Origin of the sequence: Paenibacillus sp. FSL L8-0158 (assembly GCF_038592965.1) — a bacterium.
GTDB lineage: Bacteria > Bacillota > Bacilli > Paenibacillales > Paenibacillaceae > Paenibacillus > Paenibacillus polymyxa_D.
This window is the reverse complement of the sequence record NZ_CP151949.1, coordinates 396752-415000: the sequence shown is the minus strand read 5'-3', so window position 1 is coordinate 415000 and position 18249 is coordinate 396752. Positions and strand designations below refer to the sequence as shown.

The following is an 18249-nucleotide window of genomic DNA, read 5'->3' as shown; positions in this document are numbered from 1 at the left end:
TTTCGAAGGCAAGCTGTGCAGCGCCGATGATTCCAGCGCGATTGCCCAACAATGCCCGACTCACTTCCGTTTGAACACCAAGTTGGTGCAGATGCTTTTCCAGCATGGGCCACCAGATCTCTCCCGCGTCCGCTACTCCTCCGCCTACAATGATCGCCTCAGGATCAAGAGTCACTGAGATGTTAGCCAGAAGCACAGCTAAATCTGCGGTGTAATCTTCCAGCACCTGGATTGCTTCCTGGTTACCGTGAGCGGCCTCTTTCACAACCTCATCCCCCGAGCGGTACAATTTACCGACGTGTTCCCTACCTCGACGTAACAGGGCGCTCCCCGATACATATTGCTCGGCGCACCCTTTTTTTCCGCAATTGCAGGGGTGTCCCCCGGGGAATAGAATACTGTGGCCCCAATCGCCGCCGCTCCAATGAGCCCCTCTGCACAAGAGGCCATTTTCCATAAATGCACCTCCGACACCTGTTCCCAACGTGAGCATCACCAAGCGTCGCTTGCCCTTCCCCGCTCCCTGCCACGCTTCTCCAAGTAAAGCTGCGTTCGCATCATTATCAGCAACCGCTCGTAAAGCCAGTTTTTCTCTAGCCCACGTTACTAAGGATGTACCTTGCCAGCCAGGTAGGTTATCTGTGGCATACACCACTTCGCCGCTCTCCACATTTACTCTGCCAGCAGTAGCAATGCCTAGAGCGCCTACATCTATATGGGCACCGAGGCTGGTATCTCCAAAAGAACGCAACAGTCCAAACACAGACTCTGACACCCGCGACAACACCCATTCACGTCCACGAGAAGCGTCCGTATCCAGCCGGATTTCATCAAGCACCGATCCGTCCCGTGCCACTATGGCGGCCTTCACCGATGTGCCCCCAATGTCGATCCCTATGACTCTGTTCACAGCAGCTGCCACCACACCAACCTCCTTGTTGCCCACATAAAAGCTTACTAACTCTTTGTACAAACCTTCTATTAACAGCAATTACATGAAATAGCCATTCATAAGCACCACAAACACAAGTCATTGAGCCTGTCGAAACGCACAGTTTTCAATTCATAACTGAAAAATCTCAATAGCTTCGTTCAATTACGGCTCTCGCTGTTTTTTCCTTCATCTGTTTGGTGTGATTCGTGTGCTTGCGAGCAAGCCCTTCGCAGATCAGGTCAATCACGAATAATTGTGAGATTTTAGCGCCGATTGAACCACCTTCTATCGGCGCTTCCTTGCCTGCGGTCAGCAACACGATATCTGCAATGGAGGTAATGGGTGATTTCGCATAATTCGTAATTGCGATAACAGTTGCACCGTTTTGCTTGGCTTTGCGCAACATATCGTTCGTATCCAGCGTACTTCCTGATACACTGATGCCGATAGCGACATCACCCGGGTTCATGGACACCGCCATCATCGACTGAATGTGTCCGTCTGCTACGGCCTCGGCGCGGCGCCCGATCCGTAAGAAACGGTTTTTAGCATCCTGCGCAGAAATCCCCGAAGCACCTACGCCGAAAAATTGAACATAGCCCGCTTGATCGAGGCACGCAATCGCACGACCAAGCTCTGAATGGTCCAGCAGTCCCATACTGGAGTGCAAAATATCGAGCATGTTGTGATACACCGTACGCGTAATATCTTGTTCGTCGTCTGGGTCGGTGTTCTCCTCGCCCATATCGGTTTTACGATAAGTCTGGCTTTGCGCTAGGGAAAGTCGGAAATCCTGATAACCTTTAAAACCAATCTTCCGGCAAAAGCGCATGACGGTCGTTTCGCCTGTACCTGCAAAATCCGCCAGCTCCGTCACAGAGAAATATATGATGTCTGCGGGATGCTCCAGTACGCACAAGGCAACTTTCTGCTCCGATTTCGTTAATGAAGGATAATACGTTTTAATTCGGTCGTTCATCTCCATAGATGCATTTCACTGCCTTCCTTGCGGCATCGGCAAACCGCTGCGTAATCAATTGGGGTCTGGTAATCGCCGAGCCTACAACCACTGCATGTGCTCCCATTCGGAATGCTTCTTCAACCTGCGCTGGATCATAAATTTTGCCCTCTGCAATTAAAGGAACGGGAACCAGTTCCGACGCTCTCCGAACCAGCTCCAGATCAGGACCCTCAACCTGAGCAGAGTACGGCGTATACCCGGATAACGTGGTGGAAACGCAGTCTGCGCCAAGGGAGACCGCATGAATCGCCTCCTCCAGTGTCGATATGTCTGCCATGGAAGTGACTCCCTGCTCATGGGCATAATCTATGAGCCTCTTCAGCTTGCATCCCGCTGGGCGCGGTCGTAATGTGGCATCCAGCGCAATGATATCCGCGCCTGCCTTCACCAGTTCCTCCATTTCAAGAAGGGTAGGCGTAATATAAATATCAGAATCATCATAATCCCGCTTAATCAAGCCAATCACTGGTAGAGAAATTGCCTGTTTAATCGCACGTACATCCGATGCGCCATTGGCGCGAATCGCCACAGCTCCACCTTGCTGTGCGGCACGCGCCATTTTGACCATAGAATCTGCTCCATGTAACGGCTCGCCTGGTAGCGCCTGACAGGACACGATCAGTCCGTGCTGAACTTTGGATAATACACCTTCCATTCCCATAGGAATCACCCTCTCTTCTCGGCATGATGCCGTACGGTTAATCCGACTTCAAAGGTGCGGTTCCACGGCATGTAGCAATCTATAATTTCCACGCGGCCTTCCGGCCCGTTCACATATTCATTGAGCGCCTGCTCCAGCCGTCCGCGAATAACCGCAGCTACTGAGCCTCTCGGTCCATCGAGCATAAACTTGGTAAAGCCCATCTGCTCCACAATTCCGTTATTCATAGCCATACGTACCACAGCGCAATAACAGGCATCCTCAGCGTAGCGCAGCGACAGAAAATCCAAATGTTCCTCCGTAGAGCCATAGTGGGTATACAGCATAGACTGGGCAATGACGGTGCCCAGCGTGTTAGAACTGGTATTCCAGCCTGCATAACCCGCCAGCTTAAAAAGCAGTCCTTTTTGCTTCAATAGTCTAAGTAGCTTGAGATCTGCGCCGTTGGCGTAGGCCACATCAGCAACTGCAACATTTTGACCTGCGTGCAGCATATAAGAACCGTACTCAACCAGCTCTACTACATTCCGATGTACATCATATCCGGTCATTGCACGCTGCTGAGATGAAGCCTCTGCCATCGTGTCACCGGGTGTGTTAGCCAACAAAATCAAATCAGCCTCCGTTGCTGAGGAAGCTATCAGTCCACCTGCCGCCATAATCTGATATTTTAAGGTTTCGTAAAAATAGCGATCTTCAAAAAGCGGAACTACGAATGCCCCCTGCAGAGCAGACAATCGGGGATACACCAGTGGGACTACATTATTCATCTTGTTAACCCAACGAGCCAGCAACGTACAACCCACTTCATCTGCCCCCGGGTACATGTATACATTCAAATCCAGCCCAAGCTCAGAAATACGACTTCTTAGCCGCTGCTGATCCTTGGCGGTATAGCCGTAGGGAGCCGAATCATCCTGTGGGATGATCATAAAATCAATGATACCTTCTGCTACGAGATCCAGCGCAACTTCATTGGCCTCCAAATTCACATAGCGACGCCCCAGGTAATCATCCAGTATTTCCATTGGCAGACGCTCGTTGATATCAGCTAATTCGAGTAACTCTTCTGCGGTAGCAATCCCCAGCTCCTGACGATGCTCAATGAAGCCCTTTCTGAATATCTCACGACCCCAATCGGCATAGTAATCCGGTTCTTCATCAGCCAAAGAATATTGCGGACAGCGCATAATCAGTTGAAATGCATACAGGGTCAGTTGCGGATATAGCTGTTTTAGCCTGCGAAGCCGATTCACTCTATCTTTGACCTGCTCGCTCGACATACTGTGTAGTCGAGAAGGTACGATTCCTCCGTACAGCAACGTATCCATCGCAACAATGGCTCCATCAGCCGCCGCCGCTCGTTCTTCGAGCCATGCCCATAGTCTGGTCGTGTCGCCAGGGGTTTTCTTTTGTCCCATCCATTCTAATGGGGGCCGCTCCATTTCCCAGTCTGTGCCCTGTGCCAGTAAATAAGGAAATTGATAATTACAGGGCCGCTCATCCAGCGGTATAAAAAGTAATCGGGTTTTTGGCTTCACCCTACGTTCCACCTCTCCTGAAAATTACCGTTATCCTAACGGCAACTGATTATTTTCAGGGCAGCTATGCTGCCTTGGTTACCTAATCCATCGTAAATACTCACAAGATCAGCCGATATTTCCCTTGTTCGTCTTGATCGACATAACCCCACTGCGCGGCAGCACGAATCGCCGGATTGCTACCCAGCCGAGCCTCAGCTTCTAAGCAAGCAGTGATACCGCGCCGCAGTTCTCCTACGATTTCGTCTGTCAGAGGCGACGGCTCGTGCTCGTCAACTGCTTCCCTCGGCGTGCTGCTCTCCCCCGACTGTGCATCATCCTGTTGCTCGCTGCTGAGCGCAGCTCGACGCAACACCTGCCATAGGCCCACATCCAGCTCGGCACGTTCCAGCCACGGTGCGGCCTGGGACACGAATCCTGCCGCCGGATCACCGACAGGCACGCTCCGTAGGACGCTCACAGCCTGAAGCAGCCGCTCAAAGTACATATCCAGCGCAGGGATATCGCGCATCTGCAAAGCAAGGTCCACGTCCTCATACGTGTTGCCGCCTAGTCTGCTGTTCCTGTTTTGACGACAGAAAAACATCAGTTCATCCGCACGCTCTCCCGCTAACTCCCGCGCAGCCCATTCCCAAGATAGCTCAGGCATATACCGTTCACTGTTCCACATAAAGTGGGACATCGTAATGAGCGTCACTTTGGAGCATTCCCACTGATTCATCGGGTTGGCCACAATACCGGTATGCCCGCAGTCTGGTAGCCCGGAATACCGTCCGCGCAGCGGATCAAGAAATAACCGATCATGGTCACAATCATTCACCGGGATGTTATCCCAGAGCCATAGCTCATGCCCAAAGAATGCATGATTATCGGCGGCATGCTCGCGACTAATCTGTGGAGCAAAAACAAAGTACCCCGTCCAGAACACCTTAATCTCCGGATGCAGCCGCTCACGGAAATCCTTTTTGTATTCGGTATCCCAATACGACCAATATTCCGAAGGACAGACCGCCAGGGTAAACTCAGGCAGCCGTTCAGCCAGCCATGTATGAACCTTGTTCGTCAAAAAGACATGAGCGTGACCCGAGCGGCCCAGCAAATGTCGATTTTCCCCTTTGAGTACGTAGTCAATGTCATCCATTAACACAGAAAAATGACGTACGCCAATCGCAATCACGGCCGCCAGCTTTTCAGTCAATTTAAAGAAATCTTCATCACTGCCAAAGCTCAGGTCGTTCCCTGGACTGATACAATAATGAAAATCAATCTCATGCCGTTCGCAGGCTTCCTTCAATTCGCAAATCTGGGCAAACGTATCCTCAGGGTACGGCTCTCTCCATAGCTCACGATGATAAGGATCATCCTTGGGGGCATACATGAACGTGTTCATCCGATGCGCAGCCATAAAACGGACAGCATCCAGCCGATCCGCGAAACTCCACGGTTTCCCATAGAAGCCCTCAATAATTCCTCTGACCGGGAAGGAAGGCTCATCCCGAATAGACATCACCGGCAGAGTACATCGCTCCTGTTCAACTTGAAGCAGGAGATGCAAGGCATCCATGCCGTATTTGAGCCCTCTTTTATTGGAAGCATGAATTTCAATCCGCCCGTCCTTCTGAATGTCCAACCGATATCCGTCTGCAGCAAGCGTTCCGTCATATTCGAGCACCAACTGCACACTTCCCCGTGTTTCAGTCGGTACACCCGGCCCTGGAGGCACAATAAGCTTGATCGGTCCCTCGGGGTCCAGCACACCTTCATACTCCTGATTCATTGCAAAGCGAGAGGATAGTTCACAGATCAGACGCGGTTCGGAGATAACCAGTCTTTCCCCGCTGTCATAAACATCACGAAAATAATATTGAATCTCCTGCGGTGTTAGCCCTACACTCGAATAAGGCCCCGTTCCTTCGGACAGTTCCATCGCAATCGTCTCCTTCCATTCACAGGCTCTTCGTAGCCGTGACTACTGGCTATCCTTTTACCGCTCCCGCCAAACCTTCCATATAGTAGCGCTGCGTAAACAGGAACAATATAATGATCGGCAGTACCGAAATCATTGTACCTGCGGCAATCCAGCCGAAGTTATAGGCAAATTGACCGTTGAGATATGTGAGCGCAGCTGCCAGCGGATATAGCTCTGTATCGTTCAAAATAACGATAGGCCACAGAAAGCTGTTCCAGAACGACATCGCCTCCAACAGAGAAATTACAGCCAGCGCCGGCTTGACCAGCGGAAGCACCAGCTGCCACCAAATTCGAAACTCCGAAGCGCCGTCCATTTTACCGGAATCACGCACATCGGTGGGAATATGAATAAACGTCTGTCGCATCAGAAAAATGTTGAACACGGAGACTGCCCCAGGCAACACTACACCCAAATATGTATTGCCCAGATGAAGCCCTTGAATGGTCAGATAGTGCACAATAAATGCGGTGTAGGAAGGAATAATCATCGTGGCAATCAGCATCACAAACACCAGATTTTTACCCTTAAAACGAAACACAGCCAAGGGATATCCTGTCAGACTGGCGAGCACCACATTGAGCACAACGCCCAACGTCGTAATGATGACCGTATTCAGCATATATTTCGGGAAATTCATGAACTGCCACACCTGAACATAGTTGTCGAAATCAATGAAGGTTGGAAAAATAGCGGGCGGCGTTGAAAAAATGTTACGGCCTGGCATGAGGGATACACTGAGTAGCCATAGGAACGGTCCCATTAAAAAGAGGGCGAGAAGCACTAGTAGAACATAGATGACCGTCATTCTCAGCATTCGAGCAAGACTCCGCATGATGCGGCTGCTTTCCTTTTTAGGAAGAGATGAGCGTACCATTTTGTCATCCTTTAGATTCATCAATAGGGATTGACACCACCTTTCCTATTGAATCGGAATACGATAATACTAAGTATGGCAATCATTGCACCGACAATTAAGCCAAGCGCGGAAGCATACCCAAAATTAAACTGCTCCATCCCCTTTTGAAAAATATACAAGCTGGATGTCAGCGTGGCCGTTCCCGGTCCACCCTTGGTTAGTACATATACTTCATCAAATACGCGAATAGCTGACATGAGCGATATAAGGGTACAGAACAGAACGTAGGGTCTCAGCAGTGGAAGAGTAATATGGACAATCAGACGCCATCGGCTTGCACCGTCGACTCTAGCGGCTTCGTACAGATCTTGAGGAATATTTTGTAATCCAGCCAGATAGAGCATCATATAATACCCGAGTCCCTTCCACATTGTGATGAACATCAGTACATACAAGGCCAAGTTGCTGTCCGATAACCAGTGTATGTCTTTGCTAATCAAGCCGACTTGTATGAGCAAGTAGTTCACTACGCTGTTATTGCCCAACAGCCAGCTCCAAATTAAGGCTACCGCTACCATCGAAGTCACAACAGGGATGTAGTAGGTCGTACGAAATATTTTAATTCCCGGGATACGGCTGTTCACAAGCACGGCCATCAGGATGGAGAAAATTTGGAGAAAGGGGACAATGAGCACGTACAGCAATGAGTTCCAAATCGAAATAAGAAAGTTACGGTCCTTAAACGCCGCTTCAAAATTATCCAAGCCGACAAAATGGGTATCTGATATGACAGAGTAGTCCGTCAATGCCAGCGGGATGCTGTAAATAATAGGCCAAAATACAAAGACGGCAAGCAATAACAGTCCCGGCGTCATAAAGGCCCAGGCCGTAAAGGACTCCGACCTCAACCATTTGATCATGCTGCATCACCACCTGATTTTGATAAATGAACAGGGGAGTATTCACTCACTCCCCTGTCAAACCTATTGCTTTAAAATATCGTTCACTTCCTGCTCCAGGGCAGTAAGCGTCTCCTTCGTATCTCTTCCGTTCAATAAAATATTTTGCAAGGCTCGCGCGACGGCACTGTTCACATCCTTGGCATTAGGCACACCGACCATATAATCTGTTGCCTTATCCAAGCTTTGCGCGGATACTACCTTGGCTTGTGCTTCTAATGATTTGTCAGACTGAGTAAAATATGGATCTTTAATAGATTCTTTCGTGGAAGGCAGTGTATTCGCCGCTTTAGAAAAAGCAGTTTGACTCTCTGCGTTTGTCAAGAAAACAGCAAATTTCACTGCTTCGTCCACATGTACAGACTTAGCAGGTACGACCAGGTCCATAGAGTTGGAGAGCCGCACATCGGCTTTGCCAGTTGGGACAGGGACAGCAATTGTGTTCTTATAAACGTCTGGCGCTGCCGTTTTGATAAAATTGATGAACGTCGGGCCTGCCAGCTCGAAAGCAACCTGCTCGCCGGCATAATATTTCACTTGTTGTGAGAATTCAGCGTCTTCTTTGAGTACAACGCCATCTTCCATCTGTTTTTTTAGATTATCAATCATGATGACTGCTTCTGGTGTATTGAACGCCGCCGCTGTCTTTTCTTTATTTAGAATAGGAATGCCGTCAACAGCGAAAAGCTTGGATACAAGCTGCTGAGCATAGCCTGCCTTGCCAATTTTTCTATTGATCTGACGGCCCCATTCAGACAATTCCTCCCGGGTTTTGGGCGGATGAGCAGGGTCCAATCCGGCGGCTTTGACCAGCTTTGTATTCATGTAAAGTACTTCTGTACCGGTATACCAAGGTAGCGCATAAGCTTTACCGTTAATAACTGTAGAATTATAAATACCCTCGAAATAAGCAGCCTTTTCCTCGGGCGACAAATGCTCATTCATATCAACAACAGCACCCTTGGAGCCCATTTGGCTAGCAAATTCTGTATTGAGATTGACTACATCTGGACTGCTGTTGCTAGCGATACTTGTCAACAGCTTATTGGTTACTGCGTCATAAGGGTAATCCTTCCAGTCAATTTTGACATTGGGGTTCTTCTGCTCATAATCGGCAATCACCCGATTGAAATACGGGGTAAATGTAGGTTGTAGTGCAATGGTCCAAAATTGCAGTGTTACTTTCCCTCCGTCAACCTTTTCCGACTTTGACCCTCCACCACCGCAGCTGCTCAGCAGTACAACCAGCGCTAGCATAGATACAAGCAACCGTAACCTGCCTTTCGCTTTCTTTGTCACATGGTGACCCCCTTGTTCTTAGTTGATTAAGGCAAATTATAGCAGAAATGCCGCTAAAGAAGGAACGTTTTTTCAATAAAATAAATTTAGAAGGAATAATTTTTCTTTTATTGGATACAAAAAAGACGTCTCTTCAGCAGAGACGCCATTTCCTTAAATCAACCCATGCAAAGGGTTCACATCTATTAATAGTATGGGGCCATGAAAACGTACACCAGTACCCCGGTCAAGCTCACATATAGCCAAATTGGCATCGTCCAGCGCGCAATCTTACGATGTTTTGCTACCTGCATCGTCCATCCCCATACAACCGTGAACAGGGCCAGTGGTACAATAATCGCAGCTAGTATGCTATGCGAAATCAACAATGTAAAGTAAATCGGACGAAGGATACCCACACCGCCATATTTTGCAGTTTCCGGCGAAATGTAGTGAAAGGTCAGGTAGGAAAATAAAAATAAAACGGTACTGGCAAAGGCCAGCAGAATAAAGGTTTTATGCACCTTGATGTTCTTCTTGAAAATAGCAACCAATGCAGCCACCAGGAAAATAAATGTGAAGCTGTTAAAAATCGCATTCAACCTTGGGAAAATAGTGAGATCAAAACTGACACTCCCCTGGTATCCGATCGGCGAAAAGAACAGCAGCAAAATAATCACGTTGGCTATAATGGAAACGGTGATAATCAAGGCTGTAAAATTACGATTGCTCGTTGGAGCGTACTGCTTGTCCTCACTCGCTTTATTCATCATGAGCGTCTCCTTCGTTTAAATTCAGGTTTTCATTATTTTTGCGGTCATAACCATAATATATTATATAAAACTCATAGTTAGCCTGTGAAGTGACAACAGTATGAACAATTTCACAGCCATCCGGCAAGAAATGTGCTTCAACATTTGAGGATTGCCCTTTGTTTCCCTATATCAACGGTAGAATGCATTGATTTTACAAGCTTTATGCACACAAAAAAACACCGGAAGAGTCTGATTACCCGCTCCGGTGTTGTGTCGGTTATGCAGTTAAGCAACCTTGATGATCCATATTCATTGCTGCCACACGTCACTGTATTCTTTATGGCGCTTGAACAGAGCAAGTGCGTACGAGCAAGCAGGGATAACCTTTTTATGCTGATTCCTTGCCATCTCAACCACTCTGTCGATGAGCTCCTTGCCGATTTTTTGACCCCGTAACTGCTCGGATACAAATGTATGGTCAATGACCAATGAGTGGTCATCTATGGATTTATAGCCTACTTCTGCAACTACCTGTCCATCATCCACCATGACTACTGCATGGTCCTCCTCGCGAATTTGTCTCATGAGACCAATCCCCTTTCTGACTGAAGAAAATCCCGTAACAACTCATGCTAACGAATTAATGCAATCACTTCATGCCGGCGCTAGATATCCTTATCATTCCCCTATTTAGGGATCAGCGAAACATCCCATACATAAAATAAGATCTATCGTCGACACTATATTTATTCACATTAAGGCAAGGGAGATGCTGCGTTGCGTACAGAAATAAAACCTGTCATCCCGTTTGAACCAGAACTGAGCGAAAAAGTACCCGTAGATCCGGGCCTTTGGCGTTATGAAATAAAATGGGACGGTACGAGAATTTTGACGTATCACGACCAGGGCCGCACACGCCTGTTCAACCGCAAGCAGCATGAACGAACGCTCTTATACCCGGAGCTCGCTCTCTTCCCCTCCTACTGTAAGGCTGATTCGGTCATATTGGACGGGGAAATGATCGCACTCGGTGCCGACGGTAAGCCATCGTTCCATGAAATTATGCGACGGGATATGATTCGCCGGACGGATCGAATTCAGTCAGCCTATGAAGCAGTACCCGCTACTTACATGTTGTTTGATATTGTTTATCTGAACGGGGAGTGGGTTCATCTTAAACCGTTACAGGAAAGGCTTAAACTGCTGCATCAGATCATCATACCGAATGAACGGATTCAACTGGCTCCTGCTCATCCTGATGGACAAGCTCTATTTCAGGTCATGCGCAGCCAAGGAATGGAAGGCATTGTGTGTAAAAAGCTGGATAGTCCGTACACATTGGGCGGAAAGGACGGACGATGGCTCAAGGTCAAAAATTATGGCGATATCATTGCCGTTATCGGTGGCTATACCCTGAACGGAGGCATTATCAACGCTGTGTTGCTGGGCCAATATGATAAACAAGGAATGCTGCGCTATATCGGGCATGTGGGTACGGGTAAGCTGACTCGGGAAGATTGGCGTCAGCTTACCGAGCGCCTGCTGCCCCATACCATATCGGAGCGACCTTTTAGCAATAAGCCGGATCGGCATCAAGATGCACTTTGGGTGCAACCTATGTATACCGCCAAGGTTCAATATAGTGAGTGGCGGTGGCAAGAAGGACGTACCCTGCGTCAGCCCTCCATACAAGCCTTTGTGAATCAGGGCCTCGATCAGTGTATCGGCCCCTGGATGTGACGTTTTACAGATATATTTTCAAAAAAATGCGGAACAAAATTTGTATAAATCATTGCAACCAGTGGTTAATTAAATTACAGTTAACTAATTAACTACATCGAGGTGGATCGCATGTTCTTTTTTTTGGACTCCGAAATTCGTCAACTGGCCTATAATCTCTTTCCAGGTGGCAATAAACCAATTGGTGTTCTGGTAGATTTATTTTCCATAACTTATGAAATACGTAAAAACATGGAGAAACGTTCACGTGAATTTGGTCTCTCCTACGGGCAATATATCGCGCTTTGTGTACTTTCAGCACAAAGAGATGAAATGTCATCTCCTTCTGCTTTGGCTGAAAAGATGGGTGTAAGCCGGGCAGCAATCAGTTCTATGGTTATTTCTCTCGAACAAGAGGGATTCATTAATAAATATGACGATCCCAATGACAAGCGGGGAGTGTTCGTGTCCCTGAATGATAAAGGAAAAAGTAAAATTCAACAGATGGATCCCTTTTTCGTAGGGCTGGCTTCACGTCTGATGTCAGACTTTAGTGAGTCGGAAATCTGTCAGTTCCAAACCTATTTGTCACGCGTACGTTCTGCGTTTGAAGATGTTAAAGGTTCGCGTCTAACCGACTCCAGAGAGGGGAGAGAAAAATGGTGCGAAGACTGAGGCAAAAACTGTTCGTCAAACTTGCCCGCATATCGGCTGGTAGAATGGTAGCTGCGTCCGATTTCAAACCTTCGTATTCTCTCAAAGTACATCGGAAAGAAAGGATCATCCACTCCCTGTATTCTTCATTTTTCATGGTAGCGGTTTCATGATGGGCAGCGCTGAAGTTGAAATTGGCATTTGAGTTCCGCATCGGAGACGTCTGGCATAACTGAAGAAATAAAAATAAGCCTCCTGCTGCCACTGCCCTTATGCAGTCGGGTTCAGGAGGCTTATTATTTATCATTACAAACTGTTAAATGCGTCTGTCAATACAGGCACAATTTGCGATTTGCGCGATACGACGCCTTTCAGAACAGCTTTGTTGTCATCCAACTGTACATTGTAGGCTTTTTCAACTGCCTGGGCTTGGCTTCCCAGCGCAATACCAATGGAATCACTGTTCACAATGTCTGTTACGACGAACAAGAACAGATCAAGATTTTTGGCTTCAATAGTTTGGGCCAATGCAGCTTCCAGATCAGCTTGACGGGACAACACATCGTTTACGTCTACTGCGTTCACTTGAGCAATTTCCACTTTGCGACCATTCATCTGAAATTCTTTGGCATCCAGACTTACTAACTGTTCAATGGTGTGACCACTCAAATCAGCCCCCGCTTTAAGCAAGTCAAATCCGTAACGATCTGCATCTACACCAGCAATTTCAGCCAGTTCACGAGCAGCAGCTACGTCTTGATCGGTACAGGTTGGGGATTTGAACAACAGGGAATCGGAAATAATCGCGGACAACATTAGACCTGCGATATCCTTCGGAATCGCTACACCATTTTCCTTGTAGAGCTTGTTCAAAATGGTGGCTGTGCAACCCACTGGCTCAGCGCGGAAGTATAACGGCTGGCTTGTTTCAAAGTTAGCGATCCGGTGATGGTCGATGACTTCAGTTACACGTACCTTGTCAATATCAGCGGCGCTTTGCTGGCGTTCATTATGATCGACCAGAATAACGTTGTCCGTTTCAGCAGCAACCTGCTCAACCAGACGTGGTGCGCTCACTTTGAAATAATCCAGTGCATACTGCGTTTCCCCGTTCACCTCGCCCAGACGAACCGGCTCTACGTCCGCGCCCAGTTTGGTTTTTAAGTCTGCATAAGCAATAGCTGAGCAAATGGTATCCGTATCCGGATTTTTATGCCCGAAAATCAATGTTTTTGCCAACATAATCGACTCCTTTGCCTTAGGCATTTTACATGATTGTGAAACCTCAAGAATTCCAATGCAGATTATATCATTAAATCTCGCATTCTCCCATTCCCCTTCGATTGTTTTCAAAAATAATCTAGTAAATTCATAACATTTCCATGGAATCTATATGTGATGTTACCCTTATTTTTTCTAAAAATATAAAAAACATATAGTAATATATCCCACCAATATGGTAAGATATGCCTCAAAACTGGCAAGTTAGTCACCAGTGGTCAATTCTATTATTTTAGATATTAAGGGAGGCGTGAGAATAACGGCAGTGGCTTCAAATCCTAGTATGTAGAGATATCATATTTTGATTGAAAAGAGGGAAATCTTTGAAAAAGCCGATCATTTTGCAAAAAATACCTGTCGTATCACTCGCTCTTGCCTTGACGGTAAGCTTATCTCTGCCGTCTTTCAGTTCTGCTGCTACCGCAGATCTGCAAATCAACTCATTTCTGGAAGCTCAGCAAGCATTGACTATTGAGGCGGCTCCGGCCTTCATTTCGCCAGAGCTCAGCACAGATTCTTCCCGCCAGGTCAGAGTCATCGTACAGCTTGATGGTGAGCCCTTAGCCGTGGACAAATATGCAGCACGTTCAAGCGTCCAAGCTTTTACAGCTCAATCTGAGCAAAAAGCGGAATCCGCGATTGCCACTGAGCAAACTACGTTCGTAGACCAAGCCGCTGAGCATGGTATTTCTCTTCAGGTGAATTACCAGTACAATACGGTGCTTAACGGCTTGGAGGTCACACTGCCAGCCAATAAGATTCCAGAACTGGCTAAACTGCCAGGCGTGAAATCCATTCATGAAAACAAAACGTATTATTCCATCCCCGTACAGGACCCGCCAACACTTACAGCCAGTGAAGCCACTTATGATAACGCACCGCTGGACCAGATTGGTGTTCCTGAAGCCTGGGCCAAAGGATTGAATGGCGAGGGAATCAAGGTTGGGGTTATTGATACCGGTATCGATTATGAGCATCCGGATTTGAAAGAAGCCTATAAAGGCGGATATGACTCTTTTGAACAGGATAACGACCCTTACGAGGAACCGTTCCTTGAAAAGGAGAATGATCCATTCGGCACAGGTTTTAGCGGAACGACACATGGTACTCACGTCTCCGGCACGATTGCTGGTAAAGCCGCCAATAAATCCTCGGATATTGTGCAAAAGGGTATTGCCTATAAATCGGACTTATACGTGTATAAAGTGCTTGGACGCAATACCAAGACAGGTCGCTCCTCCGGTTCCTCCGCACAGGTCATTGATGGCATTGAACGCGCTGTCAAAGATGGTATGAACGTCATTAACCTGTCGCTGGGCTCGGATTCCGAAAAGGACCCGAACTCCCCGGATTCCATTGCTATTAATAATGCTGTACTTTCCGGTGTAGTCGCGGTCATAGCGAATGGTAATGCGGCACAACAAGGACCCTATTTTTATTCCATGGGTTCTCCCGCAACATCACAGCTGGCGATTTCCGTCGGTGCAGCCACTTCCCCGAGCCATAGCTATTCAAATAAAGCATCCGTCAATCTTGTAACCTATGGTAATGATGAAAAGCCTTTAACAGTTACATCAGATACCTATTACAATTTTAATATGATGGCTTGGCAAACTTTCCATGAGGATTTTTCTTCTATTTTGGGGACAGAACCATTGGAATTGGTTTATGTCAATTTGGGATATCCAGATGATTTCACTTCTAAAGATGTAAAAGATAAGGTTGTGATCGTATCGCGTGGCGTCTTGGGCTTCGTAGACAAGATCGCAAACGCACAACAAAATGGTGCAAAGGCTATTATTATTTTTAATGGTCAAGCGAAATCTGGCGACAGCACACAAGCCAATCTGAGTGAAGCTATCCCTGGTTACGATGGTTACATTAATTCGAATCAAGGAGACAATGTCGATTATATCCCTACCTTTGACATGACAGGAAAAGAAGGTAGAGCACTGGCAAGACAAATCATTGAAAGCCAAAACCACAAACAAAAATTCTTTATTGCTTTTGGAGAAGAGTATCGTCGTACTGACAATCCTGGTAATACCATGGCCGATTTTAGCTCCCGTGGGCCTAATGGAGATGAACTGCTTAGCATCAAACCGGATGTGAGCGCACCAGGAGTTGGCATTTTGTCAACCTACCCTGCCTTCGCCAAGTTCTATCCGGATGCTTCTTATGAGCAAGCCTACAAACGTAGTAACGGAACAAGTATGGCCTCTCCGCATGTGGCTGGACTTGCCGTGCTGCTGAAGCAGCAGCATCCGAACTGGACACCGTTTGATATCCGCGCTGCTCTGGCAAACACTTCAGTTACACTCTTTGATGAGGATAAAATCCAATATGATGTGTATTCCCAAGGTGCAGGCCTTGTAAACATCGCTAATGCGATTCAGACGCCAGCCCTGCTGGAAACCGTCGAAAAGATTACAATTCTCGATAAAAACTTTAATCGGCAGGAGGTTGTGAATTACAATCCTTCCGCCAGCTTCGGAGTGTTACGACCTGGTAGTGATGCGAAGCAGATCCAGCTTCAACTCAAAAATTTGTCGGCTAACACTGTGCAATATGAAGCCAGCACCGTTTTACATGTTAATGTGACCTCTGATCCAACTAAGCCGATTGCAACACCTGACGTAAGCAACATTGCCGTTCAGTTGCAAGGTGTCGGCGCGAATGGAGCCATCTCGGCAGAACCGGGTAAATCTCAACCGTTCTTCCTGTCTGTACAACCAAATTCAGGTGCAGCCACAGGTGTATATGAAGGGGAAGTTATTCTGAAAAGCGCCGGACTGCCAACACTTCATTTGCCGTTCGTCGTTCATGTGGGCAAGGAAAATCCAACGACAGGCTTCGGCTTACAGGACCTGAGTATTACCAACCCGATTATTTACCCAAGTCGGACAGGTGCTCAGCGCTCAACAGATTTGGCTTTCCGCCTGACCACAGATAAAACCAACCAGATCGCGCTTTATGTATACGGCGTAGATGACAAGTTAATCGGTCTGATCGATGGAATTACGACCTCCAAGGAACAAGGTGACAATGCACGCCTCAAACAAGGCGCATACTCCTTTAAGGGCATTGACGGAAGTTACGTGGAATTAGATGACAATGGCAAGCCTGTGCTGGATGCTAACGGTCAGCCCGTGATTCAACACTTGAAAGATGGTGTGTACAAGCTGGAAGTTAGTTCTCCTGAACTGAATGAAAAGGGCGAAGTTGAACGCAATACCGATGGTCCTAAACTGTTCACCGCCACTAAAGCTATTCGTGTGGATAATAGCGCCGCATCGGGCGGTAGTGGTGGAGGCGGTGGTGGAGGTGGCGGCAGAAGCAATACTACACCTTCTGCTGCAACGAACACATCCACCCCTGTTCCTACATCTGCTCCTTCACTGCAAAGCGTAGTGAAGCAAGGACAGGCTGTTAAAACTGTCACTACAACCGTTGCGCTAAACAATAATGTACAGTCGCTGACAGTAACCGATGCAGACCTGCAGGCTGCTGTGACAGCAGCAGGTTCCAGCCCGACAGCTATTGTGCTGTCGGCTACTAGCCAAACAGGCCAAACGACGAAAGCATCACTCACTTCGTCACAACTGGCAACGTTGGGCAAAGCTGCAGCAGGAAGCAGCTTGATTGTAAGTAATACAGGTTCTTCTCTGGCTTTGCCAGTATCCACTCTGAAAAACGTTCCTACTGGTGCAGGCATTGAAGTAGTCATCAGCAGCCAGACAGAGGCAAGCAGCACTTTTACAAGTAAGCTGAAAGGCTCTAATGTGATCGGTACCCCGGTAGGGTTTGAAGCTAACGTTGTCACTGGTGGCAAGAGCCAACCGCTCAAAGTTGCGCCAGGACAGTTTATTAGCCGATCCTTTACCGTGCCTGGTCAAATTGATTCCAATACAGCCGGTGTACTCTATACGGCAAACGGAAATGTCTATCCCGTTCCATCCGTCTTCACCAAGCAGGCTGATGGATCTACCGTCGTCAAGGTAAGCCGTCCGGGCTTCTCGACGTATGCAGCGGCGACACGTCCCGTTAGCTTTGAAGATATTTCATCGTCGTATGCCCAATCCGAAATTCAATCGCTGGCGAACAAGTTGCTGATTAACGGCACGACCGACACGACTTTCTCACCGAAGAAGAACGTGACACGTGCAGAATTTGCAGCCCTGGTAACCCGGGCACTCGGCTTGACACCGGGTACTGCTGCACCATTCAGTGATATCCCGGCAGGTAGCTGGTACTCCGGCGATGTAGCAGCCGCTTATGAAGCTGGATTGATTACGGGCCGCAGCAGCGACAAGTTTGATCCGAACGCTAATATCAGTCGTCAAGAAATTGCTGTCGTGCTGGGTAAAGCTGTAGATCTGCTTCAAATCAAAGCAGCAGCCGATGGCCCTGTACGCACACCGTACCATGATGCTTCATCCTTTGCAGGCTATGCCAAGGACAGTATTGAAAAAGTAAGTGCAGCAGGTATCATCAACGGAGAAGCGATTAAAGGCTCCTCCTACTTCCAGCCGAATGCACCTACAACGCGTGAGGCATCTGCCAAGGTGCTGCATGTGCTTTTACAAAAAGCTGCGCTGATTAACTAACAATTAAAAAG

Annotated in this window: 14 protein-coding genes (1 of these 14 running past the window's edge); 3 read left to right on the top strand and 11 right to left on the bottom strand. The window is 47.6% G+C overall.

Going from position 1 to position 18249, the window contains the following annotated elements; genetic code table 11:
- From NSQ68_RS01770 to NSQ68_RS01725, 10 genes are all read right to left on the bottom strand, one after another.
- Nucleotides 1–922, bottom strand: the 5' portion of a protein-coding gene (locus NSQ68_RS01770; protein WP_342427787.1) for an ROK family protein. 14 nt of this gene lie to the left of the window's left edge; only the first 922 of its 936 coding nucleotides appear in the window; its start codon is at nt 920–922; its stop codon lies off the left edge, out of view.
- Nucleotides 923–1079: 157 nt separating this feature from the next.
- Nucleotides 1080–1919, bottom strand: coding sequence for a MurR/RpiR family transcriptional regulator (locus NSQ68_RS01765; RefSeq protein WP_342427786.1), 840 nt, complete (start codon nt 1917–1919; stop codon nt 1080–1082).
- Entirely contained in the window at nt 1897–2616 is a 720-nt protein-coding gene (locus tag NSQ68_RS01760) for an N-acetylmannosamine-6-phosphate 2-epimerase (protein WP_342427785.1), read from the bottom strand. The genes NSQ68_RS01765 and NSQ68_RS01760 overlap by 23 nt, the downstream gene beginning before the upstream one ends.
- Before the next feature lie 5 nt (nt 2617–2621).
- Nucleotides 2622–4157, bottom strand: a complete 1536-nt coding sequence (locus NSQ68_RS01755) for a DUF4127 family protein (protein WP_342427784.1) — start codon at nt 4155–4157, stop codon at nt 2622–2624.
- Between the two features lie 100 nt (nt 4158–4257).
- Nucleotides 4258–6084: a beta-N-acetylglucosaminidase domain-containing protein gene (locus NSQ68_RS01750; protein WP_342427783.1), complete on the bottom strand. Its 1827-nt coding sequence runs from the start codon at nt 6082–6084 to the stop codon at nt 4258–4260.
- Between the two features lie 49 nt (nt 6085–6133).
- Nucleotides 6134–7024 carry a carbohydrate ABC transporter permease gene (locus NSQ68_RS01745; RefSeq protein ID WP_307353870.1) on the bottom strand — a complete coding sequence of 297 codons (891 nt, stop codon included), beginning with the start codon at nt 7022–7024 and terminating at the stop codon, nt 6134–6136.
- Nucleotides 7024–7905: a sugar ABC transporter permease gene (locus NSQ68_RS01740; RefSeq protein ID WP_307353857.1), complete on the bottom strand. Its 882-nt coding sequence runs from the start codon at nt 7903–7905 to the stop codon at nt 7024–7026. The genes NSQ68_RS01745 and NSQ68_RS01740 overlap by 1 nt, the downstream gene beginning before the upstream one ends.
- A 63-nt stretch (nt 7906–7968) precedes the next feature.
- Nucleotides 7969–9243, bottom strand: a complete 1275-nt coding sequence (locus NSQ68_RS01735; protein ID WP_342427782.1) for a sugar ABC transporter substrate-binding protein — start codon at nt 9241–9243, stop codon at nt 7969–7971.
- A gap of 185 nt (nt 9244–9428) precedes the next feature.
- On the bottom strand, nt 9429–9992 hold the full coding sequence (locus NSQ68_RS01730) for a DUF420 domain-containing protein (protein ID WP_307353869.1): 564 nt from the start codon (nt 9990–9992) through the stop codon (nt 9429–9431).
- Between the two features lie 294 nt (nt 9993–10286).
- Complete coding sequence (locus NSQ68_RS01725) at nt 10287–10562, bottom strand: GNAT family N-acetyltransferase (RefSeq protein WP_307353855.1); 276 nt, start codon at nt 10560–10562, stop codon at nt 10287–10289.
- Nucleotides 10563–10754: 192 nt separating this feature from the next.
- Between NSQ68_RS01725 and NSQ68_RS01720 the strand changes: the two genes are divergently transcribed.
- Both NSQ68_RS01720 and NSQ68_RS01715 read left to right on the top strand, forming a co-directional pair.
- On the top strand, nt 10755–11717 hold the full coding sequence (locus tag NSQ68_RS01720) for a DNA ligase (RefSeq protein WP_342427781.1): 963 nt from the start codon (nt 10755–10757) through the stop codon (nt 11715–11717).
- A gap of 111 nt (nt 11718–11828) precedes the next feature.
- The gene (locus tag NSQ68_RS01715; RefSeq protein ID WP_307353835.1) at nt 11829–12371 is read left to right on the top strand and encodes a MarR family transcriptional regulator; all 543 of its coding nucleotides are present in this window, start codon (nt 11829–11831) and stop codon (nt 12369–12371) included.
- A gap of 285 nt (nt 12372–12656) precedes the next feature.
- Here the strand turns inward: NSQ68_RS01715 and NSQ68_RS01710 are convergent, their stop codons facing one another.
- Complete coding sequence (locus NSQ68_RS01710; RefSeq protein WP_274386410.1) at nt 12657–13592, bottom strand: manganese-dependent inorganic pyrophosphatase; 936 nt, start codon at nt 13590–13592, stop codon at nt 12657–12659.
- Nucleotides 13593–13954: 362 nt separating this feature from the next.
- On the opposite strand from NSQ68_RS01710, the gene NSQ68_RS01705 reads away from it, so the two are divergent.
- A complete protein-coding gene (locus NSQ68_RS01705; protein WP_342427780.1) occupies nt 13955–18238 on the top strand; it encodes a S8 family serine peptidase in 4284 nt (1427 codons plus the stop codon).
- The last annotated feature ends 11 nt before the right edge of the window (nt 18239–18249 follow it).

What these genes read in the sequence shown, in the direction of transcription:
- NSQ68_RS01765 (WP_342427786.1), bottom strand. Translation starts at nt 1,919, where the DNA reads ATGGAGATGAACGACCGAATTAAAACGTATTATCCTTCATTAACGAAA.
- NSQ68_RS01760 (WP_342427785.1), bottom strand. Translation starts at nt 2,616, where the DNA reads ATGGGAATGGAAGGTGTATTATCCAAAGTTCAGCACGGACTGATCGTG.
- NSQ68_RS01750 (WP_342427783.1), bottom strand. Translation starts at nt 6,084, where the DNA reads ATGGAACTGTCCGAAGGAACGGGGCCTTATTCGAGTGTAGGGCTAACA.
- NSQ68_RS01745 (WP_307353870.1), bottom strand. Translation starts at nt 7,024, where the DNA reads ATGAATCTAAAGGATGACAAAATGGTACGCTCATCTCTTCCTAAAAAG.
- NSQ68_RS01740 (WP_307353857.1), bottom strand. Translation starts at nt 7,905, where the DNA reads ATGATCAAATGGTTGAGGTCGGAGTCCTTTACGGCCTGGGCCTTTATG.
- NSQ68_RS01730 (WP_307353869.1), bottom strand. Translation starts at nt 9,992, where the DNA reads ATGAATAAAGCGAGTGAGGACAAGCAGTACGCTCCAACGAGCAATCGT.
- NSQ68_RS01725 (WP_307353855.1), bottom strand. Translation starts at nt 10,562, where the DNA reads ATGAGACAAATTCGCGAGGAGGACCATGCAGTAGTCATGGTGGATGAT.
- NSQ68_RS01715 (WP_307353835.1), top strand. Translation starts at nt 11,829, where the DNA reads ATGTTCTTTTTTTTGGACTCCGAAATTCGTCAACTGGCCTATAATCTC.
- NSQ68_RS01710 (WP_274386410.1), bottom strand. Translation starts at nt 13,592, where the DNA reads ATGTTGGCAAAAACATTGATTTTCGGGCATAAAAATCCGGATACGGAT.